Here is a 25,075-nt window from a genome sequence, read left to right on the forward strand (position 1 = left end):
GTACTACTCCATAAACCCCTTCCAAATAGTACTAGTCTGTATTTTGCTTTTGATTTGGCCTTTACTAAGCTCTTTTATATTTGGCACCTTAACATTGAAAGGCGTAGAAGTTAAAGTAATTTCATCAGCCTGATTATCTGCAACATTAGTTTCAAGTTGCGTTAAAAACTTCACGACACGCTCTTGGCCTAATGCGCTTGCAACATCCATCATCATGGTGTTTATTTCAGCTTCATAATTATCACAATTAACTAAAGCACCAAGCATATTAATTAAACCAAACTCGCTAGTTGCAAAACCATTATAAGCATAAGCTTCAGTAAATAATAAATCTTCTTTATCGGTTTCTATATCTTTTTTGTTATCCGATACAAAAGCAAAACCTTCCACAGATTTCACATATTGTATGGCTCCAAGGGCCATAGGATATTCCTTATTGGCCATAATAATATCCAGCTTGTAATGCAAAGCAAAATGGCGAATATTTTCTACAGCTTTCTTTTGTTTTTCATCTAAAGTTTTAATGCTCGCTTTAATAGAAAAAGCTTCGTTTACAATGTACTCTAACTCTTTAAGAGCCTCATTAAACGTATCATTTTCAAGATGCGTAATAAGGCTGATTGCTGTAGTTTGGTAAGTGTCATCTTTAGAAAAAGCCTCGGTATTACCAATAATTAATACTGCTTTTATAAAATCATTTATAGCATTGGCATGATGAAATATATTATCATCAATTTTAAAACTAGCTAATTTCTTATTGGGCTTAATTGTTTTAGAAGATAGGCCAGAGGCTGTTTTTTTAGAAACGGCATTTTTCATTAAACTTTTGTAAAAATCAGAACTTAAAATAGTAGCTCGGCAAGAACTAGGAGATTCTACAAAGGGCGAAAACTGGATTGTTTTTCCGCTAAAATTATACTTCAAATTATATCCTTCACCTTTCTGTATGGTTTTAAGCATAGCTTCTAATTTTGGTAAAAACACGATAGCATCAATATAGGGTTCGTATTCTTTTAAAGTTTTGGTTACGTGGTCGCCAAAACTTTGCTGGTTCATCAGGTTATGTAAAAGGTGAAGCACAGCCATATCGTAATTTTTGAGCTCAAAATAAGCTTCCGATACATCGAACTCCATTCTTAAAAAGTCTTTATTTATAGTAGTTCCACTCGTTCCTGTAGGCGCATGTTTAAACATAGCTTTATCGTAAAAAGCAATAGCCTGTTTGTAGTTTTCTGCTGTAAAATAAATATCTGCCAAAGCATGTGTAGCTACGTGATGCATATTGCCCATCTCTTTTGTGAAGTGAAATGGTGAATAATATTTCTTGATGGTTGCTTCGCTTAATTCGAGCTCATCGGCTATATATTTTAAAGTGGTTTCGTAGTTTTTAATGTTATAGCGATCAAATGTTTTAGGTAACTTTTCTGCTATTTCTAAAAAAGTGGTATTATTGGCATATTCTTCGGTAGTTGCTAAAAATTTAATGTTTTCTCGCATCATATCTATGGCATGATTATGATACATACTAGGTTCTTCTGATTGGCTCCATGATACGTAACTATATAGAAAACAAAACAATAATATACTCTTAATACCTTTTAGGTTTAAATTTGATGCAGAAAACAAACTCATTTGTATGATTTTTTTTCAAAACTATAAATAATATGTCAAGAAACAGGCTTTTTTGGGTGTAAATAAGTTCTGAAAATCTCCAATAAATCACTTAAAATATTAACAAATCATTTCAGTAAATCTAGACTTAGGTATCGTTATCTTTGCACGAATTATTTTTTATATCAACCCTATTGCGATATATCACTTTTATATATGCCAGAAGAAGATAAACAAGGCCAGACGGCTAACCACAAGATTGTTTCTCCAGAAGAAATAGATCAATGCATTGCCATTTTAGAGCAACTAAATGCAGATACTAACCAAATGTTTGAGCTTCCAGAAGCGCAACGTAACGCGCTGTTTAAAGCTTCCGGCTTGTTATCTCGTCCAAATCGCGATGAGTTCCAGCGTCGTAGAAAAGATGCTAAAAAAGCGGCAAAGCGTAAAATGATTGCTAAAGATAAGCATGCGCGAAAATCTACAGGTATTCGTTCGGCAAGAGAATCAGCTTTATTTGTAGCGCCTAAGTTATTAGCTGCAGCAGCCATTTCTGAAGATACTCCAGAATTAGAATCGCCTAGAAACTGTTACGTTTGTAAAACGGTATTTACCAAATTGCATCACTTTTACGATACCATGTGTACGGAATGTGGTGATTTAAACTATGCCAAACGTTTTCAAACTACCGACTTAAAAGGTCAAGTAGCTGTAATTACAGGTTCGCGTTTAAAAATTGGTTATCATATTACATTAATGTTATTGCGCTCTGGTGCAACGGTTGTAGCTACTACACGTTTTCCGGCAGATTCTGCTATTCGTTTTTCTAAAGAAGACGACTATAAACAATGGAGCGACCGTTTACATATACATGGCTTAGATTTACGCCACATACCAAGTGTTGAAATTTTCTGTAACTATATAGAGCAGAAATACGATCGCTTAGATATTTTAATAAACAACGCCGCACAAACAGTGCGTCGTCCGTCTGGGTTTTATTTCCATTTAATGGAAAACGAAAAACTACCTGTAGACCAATTACCAAAATTAGCACAAACCTTATTAAACGATCACGTAAGCTGTTTGCAAGAACTTACAGATTTAAGTGTAAACACAGCTAAAACGAGTAAAAATAATGTATTGCCAGTAACATGGCACGGTCCGGAACCAGGTATTGGTTTGCGTAATTCGGCCGAACTTTCTCAAATACCTTACAGTTTTGATAATTCGTTACAAACCTCAGAGGTATTTCCAGAAGGAAAATTAGATGCCGATTTGCAGCAAGTAGATTTACGTAAAACCAACAGTTGGCGTTTAAAATTAGGTGAAATAGAAACTACCGAAATGGTAGAAGTACAACTTGTAAATGCCGTAGCACCTTTTGTGTTGTGTAACCGTTTATCAAATTTAATGATGAAGGAAAACACAGGAAAAAAACACATTATAAATGTTTCGGCCATGGAAGGGAAGTTCCATAGGTTTAAAAAACAAGACAGACATCCGCATACAAACATGGCAAAAGCAGCTTTAAATATGCTTACACATACCTCGGCAGCTACCTTTGCAAAGTCGGGAATTTACATGAATGCAGTCGATACTGGGTGGGTAACCGATGAAGATCCGGCCGAATTGTCTAAGAAAAAGGTAGAAGTTCACGATTTTCAGCCTCCGCTAGATATTGTTGATGGTGCCGCGAGGGTAATGGATCCGCTTATTGACGGCATTAATACCGGAAAACATTGGTCAGGTAAATTTTTAAAAGATTATTTTCCTATAGATTGGTAGTCCTTATCTATAAATTGGCACTACCTTTACACAAGTAATTATAAATACAATACTATATTATTATGAGTAAAGGAACAGTAAAGTTTTTCAACGACGCTAAAGGATTCGGATTTATTACAGAAGAAGGTGTAGACAAAGATCATTTTGTACACATTTCAGGTTTAGTAGACGAGATTCGTGAAGGCGATGTTGTTGAATTTGATTTACAAGAAGGAAACAAAGGACTAAATGCAGTTAACGTAAAAGTTATCTAAATATATACTTAAAGTTTTTAAAAAGGCCCATCAATTTATTTTGATGGGCTTTTTTTGTTTAAAATTTTGAAAACTCATTAAGAACATTAAATTCTTTAATCCATTAAAATAATCTTAAATCTCCATCAATAAAACAGCAAATAATCTGTACTTTTCGGAAAAATTAGAAGAACGATGTGCAAAGAAAAATTTATGCAGGAAGCTGTAAATGCAGCTTTAAAAGGAATGAACAACAATGAAGGTGGCCCATTTGGCTGTGTAGTTGTTAAAGACGGAAAAATAGTTGGTCGTGGCAATAATAAAGTAACCTCTACCAACGACCCTACAGCACATGCCGAAGTTACGGCCATTAGAGATGCATGTAAAAACTTAGACTCTTTTCAACTAGATGGTTGCGAAATATATACCTCTTGCGAGCCTTGCCCTATGTGCTTAGGCGCTATTTATTGGGCGAGACCAGATAAGGTTTACTACGGAAGTAATCAAGTAGACGCGGCTAATATTGGTTTTGACGATGAGTTTATCTACAAGGAAATTCCGTTACCATACGAAAAAAGAAGTATTCCTTTTGAGCAATTAGCTCGTGAAATCGCTTTAGAGCCATTTAATGAGTGGACTAAAAAAATGGATAAAACGGAGTATTAGATAAGTTTGAGGGAATTACAATTCCGTTGAAAAATTAATTTAAGTATTTCTAATGGTAAATTTAGAAGATCAATTAAAAAATCCAGTTTGGTATTCATTAAAAGAAACACATAAGAAACTTGCCGTGGTTTCTGATGGGGTACAATTTTATCACCACGAGGTTTGCCCGTTTGGGGCTTTTTTCGATGAAACAAAAACGGCCGAAGCTTCAAGTGAGTATGTAAAAAAATCAGATTCATTTTTCTTTGTTTCAGAAAATCAGACCCCAATAATAGACAAAAACAACGTGGTCTTAGATAGAAAAATCGACGGCTGTCAAATGGTATTAAATCAACTATCAGATGTTGAAATAACAGAAGATATTGTATTGCTAGATGAAAGTTATATCGAAGAAATTTACAATTTAGTTTGGTTAGTTATGCCTGGTTATTATAAAAAGCGAACCTTTGAAATGGGGAATTATTATGGCATAATCAAGGATGATAAATTAGTAGCAATAGCTGGCCAACGTATGCAAACCGATCTTTTTATAGAAGTTAGTGCTGTAGTAACACACCCTAACTACACAAGAAAAGGATTTGCTAAACAACTTATAGCGCACAATACAAAAGAAATTCTGAAAGTAAATAAACAACCTATTTTACACACAAATAAAGGTAACTTAGCGATTCCGCTTTATCAAAAATTAGGATATGAATTAACTCGCGATATGAACTGGTGGTTGTTTCATAAGATATAATTTTAAAAAACAGGAACTTCACTACAATTTAAAAAACGGATATTAAAATGGATAATAAGGAAATAATAGAGAAGTTTTACACATCATTTTCTAATGGGAATTTTGAAGGCATGCTAGAATGTTATCATAAAGATGTTGTATTCGAAGATGCTGTATTTGGAAGGCTAGAAGGAGAAAGCGCTTTTAAAATGTGGGAAATGTTGCTTTCACAAAAAAAAGGAGATACTAAAATTAGCTTTAACAATATAGAAGCTAATGCTGAAACCGGAAAAGCAAATTGGGTTGCAGAATATTTTTATGGAGAGAAAAAAAGAAAAGTTATAAATGAAGTTAGTACTGCCTTTAAATTTAAAGATGGTAAAATTATAGAACATTTTGATACTTTTGATTTATGGAAGTGGACCAAACAAGCCATGGGAACTCCGGGATATTTATTAGGTTGGACATCTTATATGAAAAGTAAAATTCAACAAACCACTAACAAAAGGTTAGATGCGTTTATGAACAAATAATATGAGATTCTTAATAATTGTACTGCTGATTTCTAATTCTACTTTTGCCCAATATTGGGGAGGACAAGAGATTTCTGAATCTAATTTAATGCCTTGGGTTCCTAAATTTGAAATGGAGTATCAAGGCTCATATCATTTTGGTGAAAGCGAAATGGAAACGAATTTAAATTTATTTTTTTCTGGAGGCTTCATAATTGGCCAAGTAGAAAATGGCTCTTGGGTAGATGATACAAACCAATGGAAAAGTAACTACATCAATCTCACAAATATCAAAATTGATAAAACAGGCAAGTTTTCTAGCGATCAGCATACTGGGCAATTTGTTCATTATAAAACTGAAAACGGAGCGCTTTATAAAAGTTTAAAAATTGATAATCCTTGGTCTAGTTGGATTGAAGACAGCAAGTTTGAAATAGGAACAAAATCTGAATTAATTTTAAAAGAGTCTTATTCTGGAAAATACATAGAAGCTTCGTATAAAAAATTACAACCTGCTGAATTACATGCTATGCATCCTGACGACTTGCAGATTATGAGAAATGAAATATATGCACGCTATGGCTATATCTTTATTAAGAACGGGAAAATGGATCTTTACTTTAGAAATCAAGATTGGTACAAACCAGAACACAAAAATGTAAATAATTTTTTAAGCGATTTAGAACGTTATAATATTGGTTTAATTAGAAGCATCGAATAATAACAAATGCCTCAATAATTTCAATCTTCACAAAGAAAGACTTTCTAAAGCATAGAATAAGCGATTCTTGGCATTATCTTGCGATCCAAAAATAGAACGAAACAGTTCGCCTTTTTCCGAAATAAGCAACCATTGTGGTGTGCCTTCAGATTTGAATTGATCGTAAACCTGATGATGCTTATCTATATAAATAGGAAATGGATTTTCACCACTTGTAAATATACTTTTAATAGACGCTTTTGTGCCTTCTCTATTTACAAAATCGGCATGTATACCAGCAACCTGAATCGATGGGTATTTCTGTTGAAACTCATAAGCCAAAGGTATAGCACGGCCCGTGCAACCCAAACAATAATTGTTATAAATAATGATTAGTAAAACCTTGTTTTTATACAGCTCCATTAGGTCTGTGGCCACACCATCTAGGTCTAAAACATGTATGCTTTCTATTTCTGTATTCATCTTTAAATTCCAGATTAAGGTTTCACAAATTTAGGAATTTCTTAGGATAAGTTTTTTATTTAAAGAAGTACTTTTGTGCTATTGAATTTTCCTCAAAGAACACTTACTTCAATAGATTATTAGCACATGAAAACACAACATACAAAGTATTCCATTTTAGATCTTGCATTAGTTTCTCAAGGGCATACACTTAAACAAACATACAACGACGTTTTAAGTTTAGCTCAACATGCCGAAACTTTTGGATATACACGCTATTGGTTGGCAGAACACCATAACGCACACAATATTGGTAGTAGTGCCACATCGGTTTTAATAGGCTATGTCGCTCAAGGTACCAACACGATTAAAGTGGGTTCTGGAGGCGTTATGTTACCAAACCATTCACCTCTAATTATAGCTGAACAATTTGGAACCTTGGGATCTTTATACCCAAACCGTATCGATTTAGGCTTAGGTAGAGCACCTGGAACCGATAGAGAAACGGCGCAAGCCATTCGTTCGGATTTTATGGATGCTGCACATGCTTTCCCAAACGAATTAGACAAAATACAGACTTATTTCTCTAAAGAAAATGCGACGTCTAAAGTGCGAGCTACAGTTGCCGAAGGCGTAGAAGTGCCCATTTATATTTTGGGTTCTAGCACAGATAGCGCACATTTGGCTGCTAAAAACGGATTGCCTTATGCTTTTGCGAGTCATTTTGCAACTACACATTTATGGAATGCCATAGACATTTACCGTAAGGAGTTTAAACCTTCTAAAGATTTAGAAAAACCTTACGTTATGGCGGGTGTCAATATTATAATTACAGATACCGATGAAGAAGCACAACGCTTATTTACATCATTAATTCGTATGATTGTCGGGATCTTTACCGGAAAACGAGACTTTGTACAACCACCAACAGAAATGACGCCAGATTTAGAGGAGATTATTAAAAATCCGCAGGTTCATCAAATGTTGAAGTATTCTTTTGTAGGAAGTAAAGCTACTGTAAAAGCTCAAGTTAAAATCTTTATGGAGCAAACTCAAGCAGACGAAATTATTGCTGTCACTAACATTTATGATGTGAAAGATAGAATACGATCTTATGAGTTGTTTTCTGAAATTATGAAGGAATTGAATTAAAACTAAAATTAATGTGTTTTCAACTTTAGGAATAAGCACGTTATAAAGTAAAATAATAGCAGAGCGTCTTTTAATTGAAATATGAATCTATATTTTAGATCACATTTTCGTTAAAAGACGCTTTTTGCATATTAAATCTATATATTTTATTCTTCTTTTTATCTAAAATATATAATCTTAAAGATAAGTATTACATTGCGTACTATTATTTGTAGCACTTAATACATCCAACCCGTATGGAATATACTCTTTCAGTTATAATTATACTTTTATTAATCTTTCAGAATACTAAATATAGTAGAGAAAGAGAACGGTTAAAGGGAGATATAAATGATTTAAGGGATAAATTAAGCGGAATTCAAAAGCTATTATCAAGAGAGCGTTTTGAGCATTCCACTCAAGAAGAACCTATTCATGATAATGCTTTTGAGCAATATGCTAAAGAAGAATATGTTGAGGAGGATGTTCCTGAAACCGTTATTCCACCAATTGAAACACCTGTAGAATTCCCTGAAGTTGTTGAAAATGCAACGGAAGAAGAATACTTGCCAACTTATGCTAGTGTTACTAAATTGAACACTAAAGATGTTGATATTATTAAGAACATTTTAGCTACTGCAAAAGTGTCTCAAGACTCTGAAACGTTACATAGATTAAGAAATAAAATGGTTGATGTTCTTGGCATTAATGAGGTTAAGGAAGCTAGTGATTTGGAGTTTATTAATACGTTGTTAAATGATTACAAGTTTTACAACAACGAAATTATAGATCATGAAGCCGTTGAAACTTTAGAAAACGCCAACACTGAAACCTCTTTCGTAAATCAAGACACTACTTATGTGGCATCTGCCGCTCCTATTCAAAAGGAAGAAAGCGAGCCTGCTCTGCCACTTTGGGATCGTTTTAAACAGAAAAATCCAGATTTAGAAAAGTTTATTGGCGAAAACCTAATCAACAAAATTGGTATTCTAATTCTAGTTTTAGGGATAAGCTATTTTGTAAAATACGCCATAGATAAAGATTGGATTAACGAACCCGCTCGTGTTGGTATTGGTATTCTGGCTGGTAGTTTAGTGCTCTTTATTGCACATAAATTACGTAAAAAGTACGCACCATTTAGTTCTGTGCTTGTTGCAGGTGCCATTGCTATTTTCTACTTCACTATTGCCATTGCGTTTCATGAATATAAATTATTTGGACAAGAAGTTGCGTTTGCTATCATGGTAGTGATAACTGCTTTTAGTTGTCTTATTTCATTATCATATAATAGAATGGAATTGGCTGTATTATCACTTATTGGTGGTTTTGCTGTCCCGTTCATGATTAGTACAGGTAGCGGAAATTATGTTGTATTGTTTACTTATATCGCCATTTTAGATATTGGTATATTAACATTGGCCTATTTTAAAAAATGGAATCTATTACACATTCTGGCGTTTATATTCACCATATTATTATTTGTTGGTTGGGTCACTAAAGATTCACTGAGCTTAGAGCCACATTATTTTGGTGGTTTAGTTTTTGGTTTCATTTTCTACTTAATATTCTTAATAATGACTACTATAAATAACCTACGCAATAAGGGGAGTTTTAGTGGTATTCAATTGGGGATGTTAGCAAGTAATAACTTTGTGTTTTACGGTATTGGTATGTTTATTTTATCTCAATATAAACCAGAGTTAAGAGGTTTATTTACAGCCTTTTTAGCTATAATGAACATGGGCTATTCGCTATTGTTATTCAAAAAATTCGGTTTAGACAAAAAAGGCATTTATCTATTAATAGGTTTAAGTTTAACCTTTATAACTTTAGCAATTCCTATTCAATTTTCAGGAAACAACATTACCATGTTCTGGGCAATTGAAGCGGTTATGTTAATGTGGTTGGCTCAAAAATCTCAAATTAAAAGTTACCGTTTTGCATCTGTTATTGTACAAGCTTTAATGATAGGTAGTTTGGCTATGGACTGGGAAGTTTACACTAATGCAGAAGATTTCAATATTGTTCTTAATCCTGTATTTATTGCAGGGCTATTAGTGGTATTATCTCTTGTTGCGGTGCACTTATTATTACGCAAAGAGACAGAGAAACTAGAAAAATTTGGTTTAGTTTTCAATCCGGTTATTTATAAAAAACTAATCCGAATTGTTGCCGTAGTTATGGCTTACTTTGTTGGATTGACGGAAGTGGTCTATCAAGCAGATCAACACTATATGTTTAATGGCTTATTATCAATTTGTTTACAGTATCACTTTCTATTTACTGCTGTGTTATGCTTTGTTTTATACCGAAACAGAACAACCGTTAATGATAAAATAATTAATGTTTTAGCTATTTTTAATATAGTCATATTTAGTTTTGGTATGGCAACATTACCAATGCAAGAAATTGAAGAATATATACTTTATGGCGATACTTACAGGATATCTTATTATATGCATTTTGTTGGTTTAGCTTTTATTATGTATTTCTGGTATTTGGTTTACAACAGTAATAAAACACAAAAAGTGTTTACCATTTTCAATGGAAAATTCACCATTTGGATTGCCGTATTTGCTTTAGTACTTTTAGCAAGTAACGAAGTGATTTTACAAGGACTTCACCTTATGGATTTCTCTGCAATGCAAGACCCACAAGTTAATAAGTATACTATATTTTCAACTGGCCAAAATAAAATAATAAAAACAGGACTTCCCATATTATGGGGTGTTTTAGCCTTTGTATTATTACTTTGGGGTATTAAAAAACAATTAAAACCTTTACGAATTATTGCGCTAACCCTTTTAGGACTCACCATTGTTAAGCTTTTTGCTTATGACATTAGTAACGTATCTGAAACAGGAAAAATTATCGCGTTTATACTATTAGGAATTCTTATTTTAATTATTTCATTCATATATCAAAAAATTAAAGTTTTGGTTATTGATGATGAGAAAACAACAGAAAATGAAAACATCGATTAAACTACTTTTTATGTTATGTGTCACTATGGCTTTTGGTCAAAAACACACCGTAGAAGGAGAAATAAAACCTGTAACAGAAGCTGGATTACATCACATCCCTGTGCCTTATAATTTTCGCACGCATGCTACAGCCAATTTACGTGACCTTAGAATTTTAGATGCTAAAGGGAATCAAGTGCCTTATTTTTTAAAATCGGTAACGGCTTTTAAAACAACTCAAGTTTCAGATTTTACAGAATTTGCAATGGTTTCAACATCACAAGAAACCGATAGTAGCACTACGTATATATTTGAAAATCCAGATAAATCTATCAAACAAGCCGTGTTTTTAATTGCAAATTATCAAGGTTCTAAAAATTACAAACTAGAAGGAAGTAACAATAAAACAAAATGGTTTGGTATTGTAAACAACGGTCAATTGGATAATTTAAGTCATCCAGAAGATACCCAAGTTTATAAGGTTATTAATTTTCCTTTAGGGGCTTATCGTTATTTAAAAGTGGTTTTTAATGATAAACATTCGTTACCAATAAACCTTTTAAAAATAGGGAAGGTGAGTGCAGAGAAAGAAACTATATCGCCAATAAAAATGGATGATATTCCTGTAAAAACAATTTCTTTTTCAGAGGAAAACAAAAAAACACAAGTGCATATTACTTTTGAAAGACCAGAAGTAATCCACCAAATGAAACTGAATATTACAGGGCCAGCACTTTATAGTCGTAATGCCACGTTGTATGCTTTAAGATCTCGTGAAGAAAAACGCAACATCGAAACATATAGAAAAGTTATTAGCTCGTTTTCATTACGTTCAGATAAAGACCTTGTTTTCGATATTCCGCCAATGGTTGAAGGTGAATTATATTTAGAAATTGAAAATAAAGACAATCCTAAACTTCAAATTAGTAACATTGAGTTTATGCAAAAACCTGTGTATATGGTTGCTGCCTTAAAGTCTCAAACCACATATAAAGTTAGAGCCGGAAACAAAGCCCTAAATTTTCCAGATTATGATATTTCGGAAGTCGCAAATACTTCTCGAAAGACGTTACCAATAGCAACGATTACATCTATAAAGACTGTAAAACCAACTAAAGAAATGGTAAAAGAAACCTCTTTTTGGCAACAGCCTTGGTTTATGTGGTGCTGCATTGGTGTAGCCGGATTATTTATTGCCATCTACGCTTCTAGCTTAATAAAAGATTTAAATAAGAAACAGAGCTAATTAAAAAATGTTTCTTTTAAGAAAGTAAATTTGTGGAATGAAAATTCTATGGGTTTACTTTTTTTTTGCTTAATACGTACAAAACCTGTTTTAAAATGAGAATAATTAATCTTAATTATTCTGATGAAATGCCAACTCGTATCTGCATTCTAAGCTTATTAAGATGTCTGCGTAGTATTTTATTTCATTTCACTTAAACTTATATTTTAATAAGAAGATTCTAAATATTATCTTAGTCAAGTAATATAGACTATGTTTTATTTTAAATCTTAATAAGTCGAATGAAAGCAGAACACCAGGATCACGCAAAATCAATTTCAGAAACAGGTTTTAATCAAGAAGAAAAAGATAAAATTATAGAACGTCAACTGCGTTTTCAAGACTTATTAATTAATATTTCTACTACATATATCAATTCAGATTTATCGGATATTGATCAGCTTTTAAGAAAATCACTCAAGCAAATTTGCGAGTTTGTAGAATCGGATAGAAGTTACATATTCTCTTACGATTTTGTAAACAATACCACCTCCAACACCTATGAATGGTGCGCAGAAGGCATAGAGCCGGAAATAGAGCACTTACAAAATATACCTTTAGATCATATTACACAATGGCTAGAGGCTCATAAAAAAGGGGAAGCTTTCTTTGTTGAAGATGTAAGTTTATTGCCCGATGATGGCGAGTATGGTTTAAGAGCCATTTTAGAACCACAGGGGATCAAAAGTTTAATTACTATTCCCAAAATCAAAAACAACGAGCTTATCGGCTTTATTGGTTTCGATTCGGTTAAAAAGATTAATAAATACAACGATAAGGAAAAGGAAATTCTATTTGTTTTTGCAAACATGTTGGTAAATGTTAAGCAGCGAAAAGAGTATGAAGACCAAATAAAAGAGCAAGAAAGAAAAAAAGAAGAGTTACTTAAAAGTTTATCGCAACAAAATGTGGAGTTAAATGAGTATGCTCACGTGGTATCTCACGATTTAAAGGCGCCATTAATAAACATACACACCTTGGTGGGGTGGTTTATGTACGACCATAAAGATAAAGTATCCAAAGAAGACATGAAACCACTAGAGCAAGCCCTGTTTAATGTGGAAAAAATGGACTTTTTAATTAAAGGAATTTTAGATTATTCTACAGTAGAACGTTTAGGCTCTGAAGATAAACATGTTGATTTCAATGAAATGATCGACGAGGTACTTCAAACCGTTTTAACACCAAGTGATACTACCATTACGGTTCAAGAAAATCTACCAACTTTGTTTGGAAACACATGGAGATATAAGCAAGTTTTCCAAAACTTAATTCAAAATGCTATTAAATATAGCGATAAGGACCACGGCATTATTGATGTTGGATTCTCGGAAAAACCAGAGCATTACGAGTTTTATGTAAAAGATAATGGTATGGGAATTAAAGCAGATTATTTCGATAAAATTTTCAAAGTCTTTACCAAACTAGAAAGTACAGGTGCATCATCTGGTATTGGCCTTTCTATTGTTAAAAAGATTATCACATATTACAATGGTTCTATTTGGCTAGAAAGTGAAGAGGGAATTGGTTCTACGTTTTTCTTTACTCTGCCTAAAAGTTAATCGTATTAGTTTATTATCAGTGTTTTAAATAGTTCCTTCAAGGTTATCAATAATCATATACCTTAAATTTGTCTTTTTCAATAATTAAGATAAATCAATAACACGATGCCAATTTGTTTCAAATTCATGGCATTAATTACTTGCCCCAATTTCAAAAATCTTCTAGTAATTTAACTAGTTTCTTATAAATAGTCTTATATTCACAACTTTTAATCGTTAATATTCGTATTTAATCGATTAAAATAATGAAAATGAATATTAATTTTAACTAAATTATGAAACCCCAAGACATGAAGAAACACTTAATTTCAAACCTACTATTAGTCTCTGTAGTATTCGTCCTTTTTGGATGTACTAAAGATGAAACAGAAAAAGAAGAAGAAGCTCCAGACACTGAAATTGTTATTATTGTTGAAGATTTTGCAACTGCCATAGACGAAAACGAAGAAAACGAAACCAGTTTAGGTACCGTAACAGCAAGTGCAAACGAAGGTGATATAACTTTCAGTATTAAATCTCAAACACCAGATGGCGCAGTAAGTATTAACCCTACTACTGGCGAACTTTTAATTGCAGATAACACGGCATTCGATTATGAAGCAAATACTGAAATTACTGGAGTTATAGAAGCTAAAGTAAATACAGAAACCGAAGATATTAACTTCACTATCACGATAAATGATGTTTTAGATTCTAGCTTAGTCATTACTTCCGATTCAGCTTTTACTATTGAAGAAAACGCTGCTTCTGGTACAGTTATCGCAGTAGTAACTGCAACAACAGATAGTAATGAGGCATTAGTCTTTAGTATGGAAAGTGTAACCGTAGATGGTGCTATCGAAATCGATTCTTCTACAGGAGAAATTAGAGTTGTTGATAGTAGTTTGTTAGATTTTGAAACCTTACCGGAAATAATAACCACTATTGTAGTAACCTTAGAAAATACAGATATTATCTTTGCTCAAGAAATAACAATTGGTTTAATCGATGTTATAGAAGCTTTAACAGCGAGTACGTTTGCAGGTTCTACTGAAGGGTACGTAGATGGAGATATCTCTATAGCAACTTTTAACAGACCAACAGGAATGGCTACCGATGCTGCTGGAAATATTTATGTTACCGAATACGGAAACCACACCGTTAGAAAAATTACACCAGCTGGTCAAGTTTCAACTTTAGTAGGTGGTTTTAATGGTTTTGCAGATGGCACAGGAACCGATGCTAAATTATTCCGTCCAACAGATATTATTATGGGTGTAGATGGTTTTCTATACGTTGCAGATAGCTGGAATAATAGAATACGTAAAGTAAGTTTAGCCGGAGTAGTTACTACTTTTGCTGGTGGCTCTTCTGGCTTTGTAGATGGTATGGGTAACGCTGCTAAATTCAACAAGCCATCTGGTTTAACTACAGATGCTGACGGTAACATTTATGTAGCCGATCTAGAAAACCAAAGTATCAGAAAAATTACAACAGCAGGTGTAGTGAGTACGCTAGCAGGAGGAACCGAAGGTTATAACAATGGTACAGGTAGCAGCGCTCAATTTAAAGATCCAAGAGCCATTGTATTAAGTAATAATAACGAATTAATGGTTACCGATCAATTTGGTCGTACTGTTAGAAAAGTAACTTTAGCTGGTGTTGTAACTGTTTTTGCTGGTAATGGTGTTTCTGGTTCTAGCGATGGTGTTGGAACAAGTAGCAGTTTTGGTGTGCCAAACGGAATTACTATCGATAATGATGGTAATTTATTAGTTTCGGATAGATCGGAACATAACATTAGAAAAATAACTCCAAATGCAGAAGTAACAACTATTGCGGGTACACGTTCATCAGGTAGTAATGATGGTGTTGCTTCTCAAGCAACATTTTACAATCCTGCAGGTATGTTAGTAACCGCAGATGGTACTATTTATATTGCAGATTATGATAATCACAGAATTAGAGTTCTAAAATAATACAGAACCTTAATTTATTTCATATTAAAAAACCTATTAAAGCTCATGTTTTAATAGGTTTTTTCTTTTTAATATATCTTGTGCCAAACAACCACTTTTTAGCAGTTAAATCTATTCTATTTAAAGTTTAATCGAAATAAGACTGCAATTCCTTTTTTAAGTTTTGCCATTGGTCTTTATCTCCAGTAATTACTTGTCCGACTTCTTTTAACTTAGATGTTCCAAAACCAATAGCTTCTTTAACACCTATATGTGGTGGTAAAGACAGCGCGCCACTACTAACTACAGCATCAATAATAAATGGTTTTTTACTATGTTTTGCTTGTATTATAGCCGCATCAATATCTTTGGCATGTTCTACGCGCACACCATCACCACCACAAAGTTTGGCATATTCAGCAAAATTCATATTCGTTTCATGCAAAGCATCTAAACTGGCAGCAAGACCAACTTGTTCCATTTCTAGCTTTACAAAACTAAGTTCGGAGTTATTAAAAATCAATACTTTTATAGGGAGTTCATATCGAACAGCCGTAATAAAATCTTGCATCGCCATATTAAAAGCGCCATCACCACTTAAACACCAAATCTCTTTATCCGGATTTGCCATTTGTGCTCCAATAGCCGAAGGCAAACCAACTGCCATAGAACCATGATTAAAAGAACCAATTAAACGTCTCTGTTTATTAAACGAAATATGATGCGTTGCCCAAATAGCCGAAGTTCCAGTTTCCACGGTAAAAATAGCATCGCTAGAAGCATGTTCATTTACTAAATCGGCAAATATTTGTGGGTGCAAAGGTTCATTTTCACGAGTAGGCGAGGCCTGTTCCTTCATATTATGTCTCCAATTATTAAAACTCTCTTTTAGTTTATCCATAAATTGAGAATCTTCCTTTTGATTTATCTTCGGATTAAGCAGCTCTAAAAATGATGAAATATCACTCCAAACACCCAAAGTAACGGCTGTTCTATTTCCTATATTTTCTTGTCTAATATCAACCTGAATGGTTTTCGTATCATGCGGAAGAAAATCGATATACGGAAAATCCGTTCCCAACATCAATAGTAAATCACACTTCATCACGGCATTATAACCCGATGGATTTCCAATTAGACCTGTAAGTCCCACCACATTTTCGGTATCATGATCAAATACATCACTAGAACGCAAACTGTGGGTAATGGGCGCGTTTAGCCGCTTAGATAAAGTAATTACTGCCTCACGACTTTCACGGCAACCATCACCAGCCAAAATACCAACTGTTTTGGCATTATTTATTAAATGTACCGCTTCTAAAATCACAGCTTCATCGGGAACTAAATTCGATTTATATTTTAGTATTGGGTGTATAAATTGATCGTTTTCAGCTTTCATTTCAGCAATGTTAGCCGCCAATTCAATTCTACAAACCGAATTGTTAGCCATAGCAATTTTAATAGCACGTTGTATTACCATAGGCGCTTGCTCGGGCGTTTCAATAATAGCCTGATAATCGCAAACATCATCAAAAACCTTTTTTAAATCTACCTCTTGAAAAAAGCTCGTCCCTTGTTGTTTTTGGTTTATTTGTCCGGTAATAGCAATAACAGGTGTGCGTTCTTTTTTAGCATTATAAAGTCCGTTAATTAAGTGCAACGCACCAGGACCAACAGTTCCTGCACAAACCGCTAAATTATTTGAGGTTTGGCTATGACCAAAGGCAGCGAAAGATGCATTACCTTCATGTTTCATTCCTATCCAATCTACGCCATCGCGCTGTTCTATTGCTTTTACAAAAAAGTTAAGGGCATCGCCAGTAACTCCGTATACTTTCTTTACGCCAACACTCAATAAAATATCAAGTAATTGTTCTGATACATTTTTAGACATAATTTAATGTTTTTAAGTTTATATTTTATTTACCAATACCACTTTGGCATTCGTAAACCAGATTGTTATACAATTCCAAATTGGGGTTATTTCCCTATTATTTTTACGGTTACAATACCAAACACAATATGGCCAATAAGCATAGCTATTAATCGCATAGGTATGCTGCCATCCATAGGTGGCATTTCGAAAACCATCCCCATTAATTTCATACCAATTTGGGCAACCACCACAGCAGCAATACCAAATACAACACCTTTTATCAAAGTGTTTTGTATATTAACACTCGGTGCAAAAACATAGCTATAACCAAAAGCTAAGAGTATACCCATTACAAAGTGTAAAATCCAACCTTCTATCACGGAAACAACCAATGCGCTCGATAGTATTTTCCAAGGTGCCATTTCGGGCATTCCTATATTTGCTGCCATAAGCATAATAATAGTCATGACTGCCGTTGCTATAATACCTGCGAATACTGATTTTGAAATAGTTTTATTCATTGTAATTCTAATTTTAAAAATTTATGATTCTTTCTTCAATGTAATTTTAATATTGAATGCTGCGTTTTGAGTGAAGCTAAAGACGAAACCGAACAGGCTCTTTTATTAAAGCATTGATTATAAGGTGCAAAGTAACCGAAGTTCGAGATACAGATTGCCTCGTACAATTTCATTTTTACCTCATTTAAAAAGGATAATCCATGTTCGTTTTTTTATAAGATGTATGTATATGAAGTAAAATAGCAGTATTAAAGCTATAGTTTCAACGGAAAGACATGGTAGAAAACCATGATAGATCTATATAAATTAATAGTTTATATCTATTAAGTCAAGTATATTAAAATCAATTTATTACAATGTTTTAAGTGTTAAAAAATCACTATCTTAAACAAGAGAACGAAAATCAACAAAACCCTAACTAAAATCTGTCCACAAAAAAAACCTTGTTCTAATTAAAGAACAAGGTTTTTTTATGATGTTTTAAAAGTGCAGACTACTATTTATCGGCACGTTTTTTAAACTTATAAGTAATACCAAAGTTAATTCCGAAAGAAGAATATGGCACCTTTTGAGATAGCTTTTTAGAATCATCGGTATTGGTATTCGATAAATTATCGACATAGGTTGTTTTTCTAACTGTGCCATCTGGCAAGTTATCTAGCGAGTAAAAACTCTCTACAGCAACCGTTCCATCAGGCAGTACAATATTGGTATTAAACTCAGCAAGTTCTGAGTCTTTACGCTTTAAACTAATACCGTAATATTCGGCCTCTACAAACAAACTGAAATTAGAATCTAAATCGAATTTATATCCCAAAGCACCAACAAAACCTAACGGAAAATGCCCGTGGAAATCCTCAGTGTAATTCGTTTCAGAATACGATCCCTCTGGCACACCAAATGCATCTGCTTCAGCTTCCGAAAACACCGCTTTTCTATACACCACAGCTTCCGTTTTTCCGCCTAATTTTAATAAGGCTCCAAAACGACCGTAAATGTTATTGGTGAATTTATACACCACAGACGTTGATGCTCCAAAAGCACGCGCTCTAGCCACCGCATTTACATCTGTATTTGGCGTATTAACCTCCGATACCGTTTGGTCTGTACCTTGTAAATACCCAAAACTTAAATCGGCACCAAAAGACTCATTAAAAAAGTAAGTTCCTCTTATCTGAACATTGGCTCCCTCGCCATAACTCCCGTAAGAGTTTCCTGTTTCCGAAACGTTTACCGTTTCTCCTAATTTCATCCCTGCACTCGAAAAGGCGTAACCTGTACTCACCGAAACCTGAACTTGGGCATAAGCCAAACCGCTCATTACAATAGCTGTAAGTGCTATGATTGAATGTTTCATAATGTATAATTTAGATTAAAAATTCACAAAAAAATGATTGAAGATTATGACTTAAACATTAATCTAAAAAGCACTTATTTATATAAATACTTAAAAGTTATAAAATGATGTCATAATTTACAATCGCTTACAAATATACTTTTTTTATAAGATTAGTTAGGCGTATTAAATATAAAGATTATTGAGCCAAATAGATAATTCATTCTGTTAATTTTATTAACTATTCTTCTCTGAATTAGTATAGCTTAGTAATGAGTAATTTAGAATATCTTTATACTATTATACCGATATATAACTTTAAAACTAAGATAACCGATTAACAAAGTATTCTGGAGTATACTTTAGTTAGGGAATTAAAGTTTATTCTACATAAATAATGGCGTGTTTTTTATGTGGTTGAGTAGGAGGGAAGGCTTAAATAGAATATTACTAATTTTGGCGTATAAAAAAAGTGATACTTCCATTAATAGAAATATCACTTTTTTTATTTAAGAAGAGAACCAATCTTCAAACTATAAACCCAATATTAATTTGAAGCTATAATTTCATCAATTTTCAATCTAAAATCAAGATTTTTTGCGTCTTGAGAATTAATAAATGTTTCAGAATCTGAACCTTTAGAATACACATTAAAGAATAAGCTGTTACCGTACCAATTCTCTAAATCTTCATTGTTAGGTTTGTTTTTTATAAAAATATTTCCGTTACTGTTATTGAAATACATTTCACTAAACTTTAGCTTATTCAAGTTTTCAGTAGATAACTCAATTTCATTATCTAATATTACAGCTGGATTGAATCCAGATATAACACTTTTACTCATATTTAAAGATGCATCTTTAGATACATAGATACCTTCTTTTACTAAGCCTATTTCAATAGCTGAAGCTAAATCGTTACTTAAATTAATTATCGATATGTTCTTAGCAGTAACCAATGTGGATTTTTTTGAATAATCTACTTCTTCTTTTCTGTTATAAGATGAAATAGACATAGATCTAGATTCTTCTGAACCTGAAACATAAGGAGAGCGTATAGCTAATGAGTTTGTTATGTTACATTGAGTACCATAATTAAAATCAAAATCATTACCATTACTTCTATAAGAAACCATTTTATCCAAATTAACGACTCCTCCAATAACATTAAAAGAATTTCCTTTACAGTAAGTCACCATAACGTTTTCCAAGACAGTTTCGCTTCCTACACCAGCCAAAGTAATACCGCTAAAATAACCATTATCTTTAGTTCTTTTTCCTGCGTACTCTATTCTTACATATTTCAAAACACCTGAATTACTTCTAGCATTTTCTCCTCCATAAAGAGCATTTTGATTGGATACTTGTTGAAAACCATATTTTACATTAGATACACCACCCACTTGATTAATAGGAGCATCACCAAGAATAAATAATCCACCCCAATCACCACTTTTCTTAATATCTTTACTTGACGTAAAAACAATAGGATCTGTTTCTAGACCTTCAGCAATTAAAGTTGATCCTTTACTAATAATTAGAGAACCATTAGATTTAGAATCTCCCATTATAATAGTACCTGGTTCTATAGTAAGTGTTGCGTTTCCTGTTACAAAAACATTTCCTACTAATAAATAGATTTCTCTTTTAGTTAACTTAGTATCTTCAGTAATGTTACCAGTTAAAATTTGACTAGGTTGACCATAATCATTTGTTTTAGGTTTGAAATCTGTCCAATAACTAAGCCAGTTATCATTACCGATTATTCCTTTTTCTTGCTGCGCATAGATACAGCCTACGAATAACATAGTTATAAGTATTAATGTTTTTTGGGTTAAGTTTTTCATAGTTTTTATTTATTCATTACAACATAATCAAGATTAATACCAAATTCAGAATTAATCTAGAAAACAACTTTATCATGATTTGAGGGCCTAATGATAAAATTTTTAAGCGTAATAATTAGAGAGATATTTAAAGTTGTTCTATTTATAAGACACCTTTAAATTTAATAAGTCACAATTTTTATTTTATATTTATTATTAACTGGTACAAAAATATTTTAAATTATTGAGAAGTGCTTTTAAAATTAGTTGAACGGTTGTAAAATAAAGTTTAATAGATAAACGGTTATTCAAAAAAGCATAATAAATGTGTTTTATTAAAAGTTTTACTTTAATAAAGTATAAAAAAAAGAGGCTATAGTTTTTTTTTGTTGAAATAAAATAACACTAATCCATTTGTTAATAGCTATATAATAAGTTAATAAGTGAAGGATTACTTTAATAAGCAGATAATAATATTAGAACAATTATGCTCTGTTAGATAGCAATTAAATCGCTTTCTTAATTATTTAATATTTACATTTTACTCACCTTCTATTATGAGTATAATATTAAACACTTTGATAAATCATTTTTTCAATATATAGCGATGTTACGAATTCTAGATTAACCCCAACGAATTCTAAAACCCACTTAGATTAGCATGGCTTCTCTTTTAGATTTGATGTATAAATAACAACAATCTAAAAAATAAAACCATGAAATACTTAGTTACACTCTTACTTTTTTGTTCCATCTCTTTAGGTTTCGCACAAAATAACGATAGTCCATATTTATCAGTTTCAACTAAAAATGCTGTAATTCCTTTAAAATCATCTAAAACAGAAGTCGAAATTTCGGGAACTATTGCGCACGTTAAGCTTATACAAGTGTATCAAAATAAAGGAGAATCGCCCATAGAAGCTAAATATGTTTTTCCGTTATCTACTCAAGCCGCAGTTCATAAAATGCAGATGACGATAGGCAATCGTATTATAAATGCTAAAATATTTGAAAAGCAAGAAGCTCAAAAAGTTTATGAAACGGCTGTAAAACAAGGTAAGCGAGCAGCTAAACTAGACCAACACAGACCTAATGTTTTTCAAATGGATGTGGGGAATATAATGCCCAGCGATGAAATTACTATTGCTATCTATTACACCGAATTATTAGTTCCTATTAATGGCACCTATCAATTTGTTGCTCCAGCAGTAGTTGGTCCAAGGTTTACAGGAGAAAATAAACAATCAGAAGATACCTTTAACACACCATATACACCAAAAGGATCTGCAAGTACTTTTAATTATGATGTTAAAGTATCACTTAATGCTGGAATGATTATTCAAAATATAAATAGCAGCAGCCACCAAGTAAACATTAATTATCCAGATCTAAAAACAGCAGAAGTATTTTTGTCAAAAAGTAATAAAAACTCTGGAAATAGAGATTTTATATTAAACTATAATCTTCGTGGCAACAGTATACAATCTGGTTTATTGTTATATGAACATGGCGATGAGAACTTCTTTGCGCTACAAATGGAACCAACAAACAAAATTAATTTTAAAGATATTCCATCTAGAGAATACCTTTTTATTGTTGATGTTTCGGGATCTATGAATGGTTATCCTTTAGAGGTTTCAAAAGAACTCATGCGTAATTTACTTTGCGATCTTAGAGCTACAGATACTTTTAACGTTCAGCTATTTGCTTCTAGCTCTACTGTTTTCAGTACAAATTCAGTTGAAGTCAATGAAAAAAATATAGAAGCTGCTATTCTTTTTCTTTCTGAAGGACAAGGCGGAGGCGGTACAGAATTACTCAACGCTTTAAAATTAGCTTACAAATTACCAAGAAAAGACTCAGGCAGTGCGCGTTCTATGGTTGTAATAACAGATGGCTATGTGAGTGTAGAAAAAGAAGCTTTCGAGCTTATTAAAAACAATTTAGACCAAGCCAATGTGTTCACTTTTGGTATAGGTTCTAGTGTAAATCGATATTTAATAGAAGGTATGGCAAAAGTATCTAATAGCGAATCTTTTATAGCAACCTCTAAAACGGAAGCTTTAGAAACAGCAAAAGCTTTTAAAAATTATATAGAAACGCCTTTATTAACACAAGTAAAGCTTAAAGCAAAAGGTTTTGAAATCTATGATATGGCTCCAAGTAGTATTCCAGATGTTTTTGCAGCTAGACCAGTTCTTGTTTATGGAAAATACCATGGTAAAGCAGAAGGGAGTATTATAATTACCGGTTACCAGGGCAAAAAAAAAATTAAACAAGAATTCCAGGTGTCTCGAAGTAATTTAAGCTCTAAAAACAAAGCCTTACGTTATTTATGGGCAAGAAAACGAATAGAGGAACTAGACGATTACAATAAATTATTTTCTGATGATGTAAAGCAAGATGTTATATACTTAGGAATAAAATACAACCTGGTAACCAATTACACTTCTTTTGTAGCTGTCGATGAAACCATTGTTAATGAAGACGGTACATTAAAAACGATAAAGCAACCACTTCCTATGCCTAAAAATGTAAATAATTCGGCTGTTGGAGCAGAGGCAGAAGTTTCTAAAAAAACAACATTCAAAAGGTCTTTTTCTATAACAATGAATGAAAACCTATTGAAAATCGATAAAAGAAAAATTAAGATGGAATTTAAAGCATTATACACAACTTTAGTAACCAAATACTTAAAACAATATGATAGCCTGCGTATTAAATTTAATGCCGAAGGTGAAATTACAGAAATTGAAGTTCTAGACCATGGTACTTGGGTTTATGCATCATCTGTTCTTAAAGAGTTTACAGGCTTATCTGTGAAAACATTAGATGTGAATAGAAGTATAACTTTAACCTTAAAAAGATGATAAAAACCGTTTTAAAAATAGCAGTTGTATCATGTATCGCGTTAAATATTTATATGATTTTAGTGAGATGTCACTACATTGATTTTTATTTAAATACTAAATCAGTACAAACCCGAGATAGTGTGTGTAATTTTAAACAACAAAACACAAAAGCGGATGGTAACCTTGATTTAGAATATCAATATGAGGAATTTGTGGAATAATAGTTTAACGATTGATTTTTTTTTAATTGAAGTTGTTATTCTGGATAGAAAATAAAACAATTATCACCCTATAATTTCAAAAATTAGAAGAACCTGTAAGGCTTAAAAACTTTACAGGTTTTCTTTTTATAGACCTAGTTAAATGATGATAAAATAACGATCGAAATAAGTATAAATCATCAAATAACAACGAATTCTAGTTTATAGCTAACGGATACTAGAAGCGACCAAATAAACCCTTAGTTCTCCCTTAATTTTGAGGTATAGAAACATAAAAACCTAATATATATACCATGAAAAATCTAATTATTCTTTTAATCACAGTAATCAGTTTTCAGTTTACAAATGCACAAGAATTTACAGTAACCAGTAAATATAAAGTTGCAAATAGAATGGATACTAAGCAACAAGAATATGCTACAGCACTGTTCGATATTGTAGCAACAGAAGATGCTTCTGTGAAAGTAGCCACTTTAAGCATTCTAGATCTTGATCTTTTTGAAGATGTTACTATTACATTATTAACCAATCCTAACCTAGATAACATTAATGAAATTATAAAAGTAGACATCAATTATAGCACATGTTGCTACCATGCCGAAACTCATTATTACATGATAACAGATACTAACGATTCTATTTCATTACCATATATAGAAAACGAATTTTGCGAGAATACAACAACAGAAGTTCAATATATATTCCCAGTACAAAAACTTGGTAAAGAAGCCATAATACTTAAATCAGAGGTCAGCTTTACAGAAAAACACACTATTAAAGATCTTAAAATTCTACAAAGTTTTGCGTGGAATGATGATGACTTTAATGACAACGAATCAGTAGCCTATTCAGGCATTGACAATAATTAATATTAATCTT

General features: G+C 32.6%; 19 protein-coding genes. 13 read left to right on the forward strand and 6 right to left on the reverse strand.

Features of this window, described 5'->3' with window-relative positions; translation table 11 throughout:
• Positions 1-3: 3 nt before the first annotated feature.
• A complete protein-coding gene (locus tag BM246_RS03755; RefSeq protein ID WP_074935864.1) occupies positions 4-1,632 on the reverse strand; it encodes a hypothetical protein in 1,629 nt (542 codons plus the stop codon).
• 195 nt (positions 1,633-1,827) lie between these two features.
• Between BM246_RS03755 and BM246_RS03760 the strand changes: the two genes are divergently transcribed.
• The 6 genes from BM246_RS03760 to BM246_RS03785 all read left to right on the forward strand — a co-directional run bounded on the left by BM246_RS03760 (position 1,828) and on the right by BM246_RS03785 (position 6,246).
• Positions 1,828-3,396 (forward strand): SDR family NAD(P)-dependent oxidoreductase, encoded by a 1,569-nt coding sequence (locus BM246_RS03760; protein ID WP_042503621.1) that lies wholly within the window; start codon positions 1,828-1,830, stop codon positions 3,394-3,396.
• A gap of 62 nt (positions 3,397-3,458) precedes the next feature.
• The gene (locus tag BM246_RS03765) at positions 3,459-3,650 is read left to right on the forward strand and encodes a cold-shock protein (protein WP_042495150.1); all 192 of its coding nucleotides are present in this window, start codon (positions 3,459-3,461) and stop codon (positions 3,648-3,650) included.
• A gap of 174 nt (positions 3,651-3,824) precedes the next feature.
• Positions 3,825-4,295: a nucleoside deaminase gene (locus tag BM246_RS03770; RefSeq protein ID WP_042495148.1), complete on the forward strand. Its 471-nt coding sequence runs from the start codon at positions 3,825-3,827 to the stop codon at positions 4,293-4,295.
• A 52-nt stretch (positions 4,296-4,347) separates the two neighbouring features.
• A complete protein-coding gene (locus BM246_RS03775) occupies positions 4,348-5,034 on the forward strand; it encodes a GNAT family N-acetyltransferase (RefSeq protein WP_042503623.1) in 687 nt (228 codons plus the stop codon).
• A gap of 47 nt (positions 5,035-5,081) precedes the next feature.
• A complete protein-coding gene (locus BM246_RS03780; protein WP_074935865.1) occupies positions 5,082-5,546 on the forward strand; it encodes a nuclear transport factor 2 family protein in 465 nt (154 codons plus the stop codon).
• A 1-nt stretch (position 5,547) separates the two neighbouring features.
• The gene (locus BM246_RS03785; RefSeq protein WP_074935866.1) at positions 5,548-6,246 is read left to right on the forward strand and encodes a YARHG domain-containing protein; all 699 of its coding nucleotides are present in this window, start codon (positions 5,548-5,550) and stop codon (positions 6,244-6,246) included.
• 27 nt (positions 6,247-6,273) lie between these two features.
• On the opposite strand, the gene BM246_RS03790 is transcribed toward BM246_RS03785, so the two are convergent.
• Positions 6,274-6,708 carry a TlpA family protein disulfide reductase gene (locus tag BM246_RS03790; RefSeq protein ID WP_074935867.1) on the reverse strand — a complete coding sequence of 145 codons (435 nt, stop codon included), beginning with the start codon at positions 6,706-6,708 and terminating at the stop codon, positions 6,274-6,276.
• A 126-nt stretch (positions 6,709-6,834) separates the two neighbouring features.
• Here BM246_RS03790 and BM246_RS03795 point away from each other — a divergent pair, with 126 nt between their 5' ends.
• The 5 genes from BM246_RS03795 (at position 6,835) to BM246_RS03815 (ending at position 15,586) form a co-directional block, all read left to right on the forward strand.
• On the forward strand, positions 6,835-7,839 hold the full coding sequence (locus tag BM246_RS03795) for an LLM class flavin-dependent oxidoreductase (protein ID WP_074935868.1): 1,005 nt from the start codon (positions 6,835-6,837) through the stop codon (positions 7,837-7,839).
• Between the two features lie 236 nt (positions 7,840-8,075).
• Positions 8,076-10,802, forward strand: coding sequence for a DUF2339 domain-containing protein (locus BM246_RS03800; protein ID WP_074935869.1), 2,727 nt, complete (start codon positions 8,076-8,078; stop codon positions 10,800-10,802).
• Complete coding sequence (locus BM246_RS03805; protein WP_139221846.1) at positions 10,786-12,027, forward strand: DUF3999 domain-containing protein; 1,242 nt, start codon at positions 10,786-10,788, stop codon at positions 12,025-12,027. The genes BM246_RS03800 and BM246_RS03805 overlap by 17 nt, the downstream gene beginning before the upstream one ends.
• Positions 12,028-12,308: 281 nt before the next feature.
• Positions 12,309-13,628, forward strand: a complete 1,320-nt coding sequence (locus BM246_RS03810) for a GAF domain-containing sensor histidine kinase (RefSeq protein WP_074935871.1) — start codon at positions 12,309-12,311, stop codon at positions 13,626-13,628.
• 290 nt (positions 13,629-13,918) lie between these two features.
• Positions 13,919-15,586, forward strand: a complete 1,668-nt coding sequence (locus BM246_RS03815) for an NHL domain-containing protein (RefSeq protein ID WP_074935872.1) — start codon at positions 13,919-13,921, stop codon at positions 15,584-15,586.
• Between the two features lie 127 nt (positions 15,587-15,713).
• Here the strand turns inward: BM246_RS03815 and BM246_RS03820 are convergent, their stop codons facing one another.
• The 4 genes from BM246_RS03820 to BM246_RS03835 all read right to left on the reverse strand — a co-directional run bounded on the left by BM246_RS03820 (position 15,714) and on the right by BM246_RS03835 (position 21,144).
• Complete coding sequence (locus tag BM246_RS03820) at positions 15,714-17,459, reverse strand: thiamine pyrophosphate-dependent enzyme (RefSeq protein ID WP_074935873.1); 1,746 nt, start codon at positions 17,457-17,459, stop codon at positions 15,714-15,716.
• Positions 17,460-17,545: 86 nt separating this feature from the next.
• On the reverse strand, positions 17,546-17,962 hold the full coding sequence (locus tag BM246_RS03825) for a DUF6789 family protein (RefSeq protein ID WP_074935874.1): 417 nt from the start codon (positions 17,960-17,962) through the stop codon (positions 17,546-17,548).
• 496 nt (positions 17,963-18,458) lie between these two features.
• Positions 18,459-19,319, reverse strand: a complete 861-nt coding sequence (locus BM246_RS03830; RefSeq protein ID WP_074935875.1) for an outer membrane beta-barrel protein — start codon at positions 19,317-19,319, stop codon at positions 18,459-18,461.
• A gap of 526 nt (positions 19,320-19,845) precedes the next feature.
• A complete protein-coding gene (locus BM246_RS03835; RefSeq protein ID WP_042503631.1) occupies positions 19,846-21,144 on the reverse strand; it encodes a hypothetical protein in 1,299 nt (432 codons plus the stop codon).
• A gap of 695 nt (positions 21,145-21,839) precedes the next feature.
• Between BM246_RS03835 and BM246_RS03840 the strand changes: the two genes are divergently transcribed.
• Both BM246_RS03840 and BM246_RS03850 read left to right on the forward strand, forming a co-directional pair.
• Positions 21,840-23,993 carry a VIT and vWA domain-containing protein gene (locus BM246_RS03840; RefSeq protein ID WP_074935876.1) on the forward strand — a complete coding sequence of 718 codons (2,154 nt, stop codon included), beginning with the start codon at positions 21,840-21,842 and terminating at the stop codon, positions 23,991-23,993.
• Positions 23,994-24,489: 496 nt separating this feature from the next.
• Positions 24,490-25,065 carry a hypothetical protein gene (locus BM246_RS03850; protein WP_074935878.1) on the forward strand — a complete coding sequence of 192 codons (576 nt, stop codon included), beginning with the start codon at positions 24,490-24,492 and terminating at the stop codon, positions 25,063-25,065.
• The last annotated feature ends 10 nt before the right edge of the window (positions 25,066-25,075 follow it).

Source organism: Algibacter lectus, assembly GCF_900112395.1.
Lineage (GTDB): Bacteria > Bacteroidota > Bacteroidia > Flavobacteriales > Flavobacteriaceae > Algibacter > Algibacter lectus.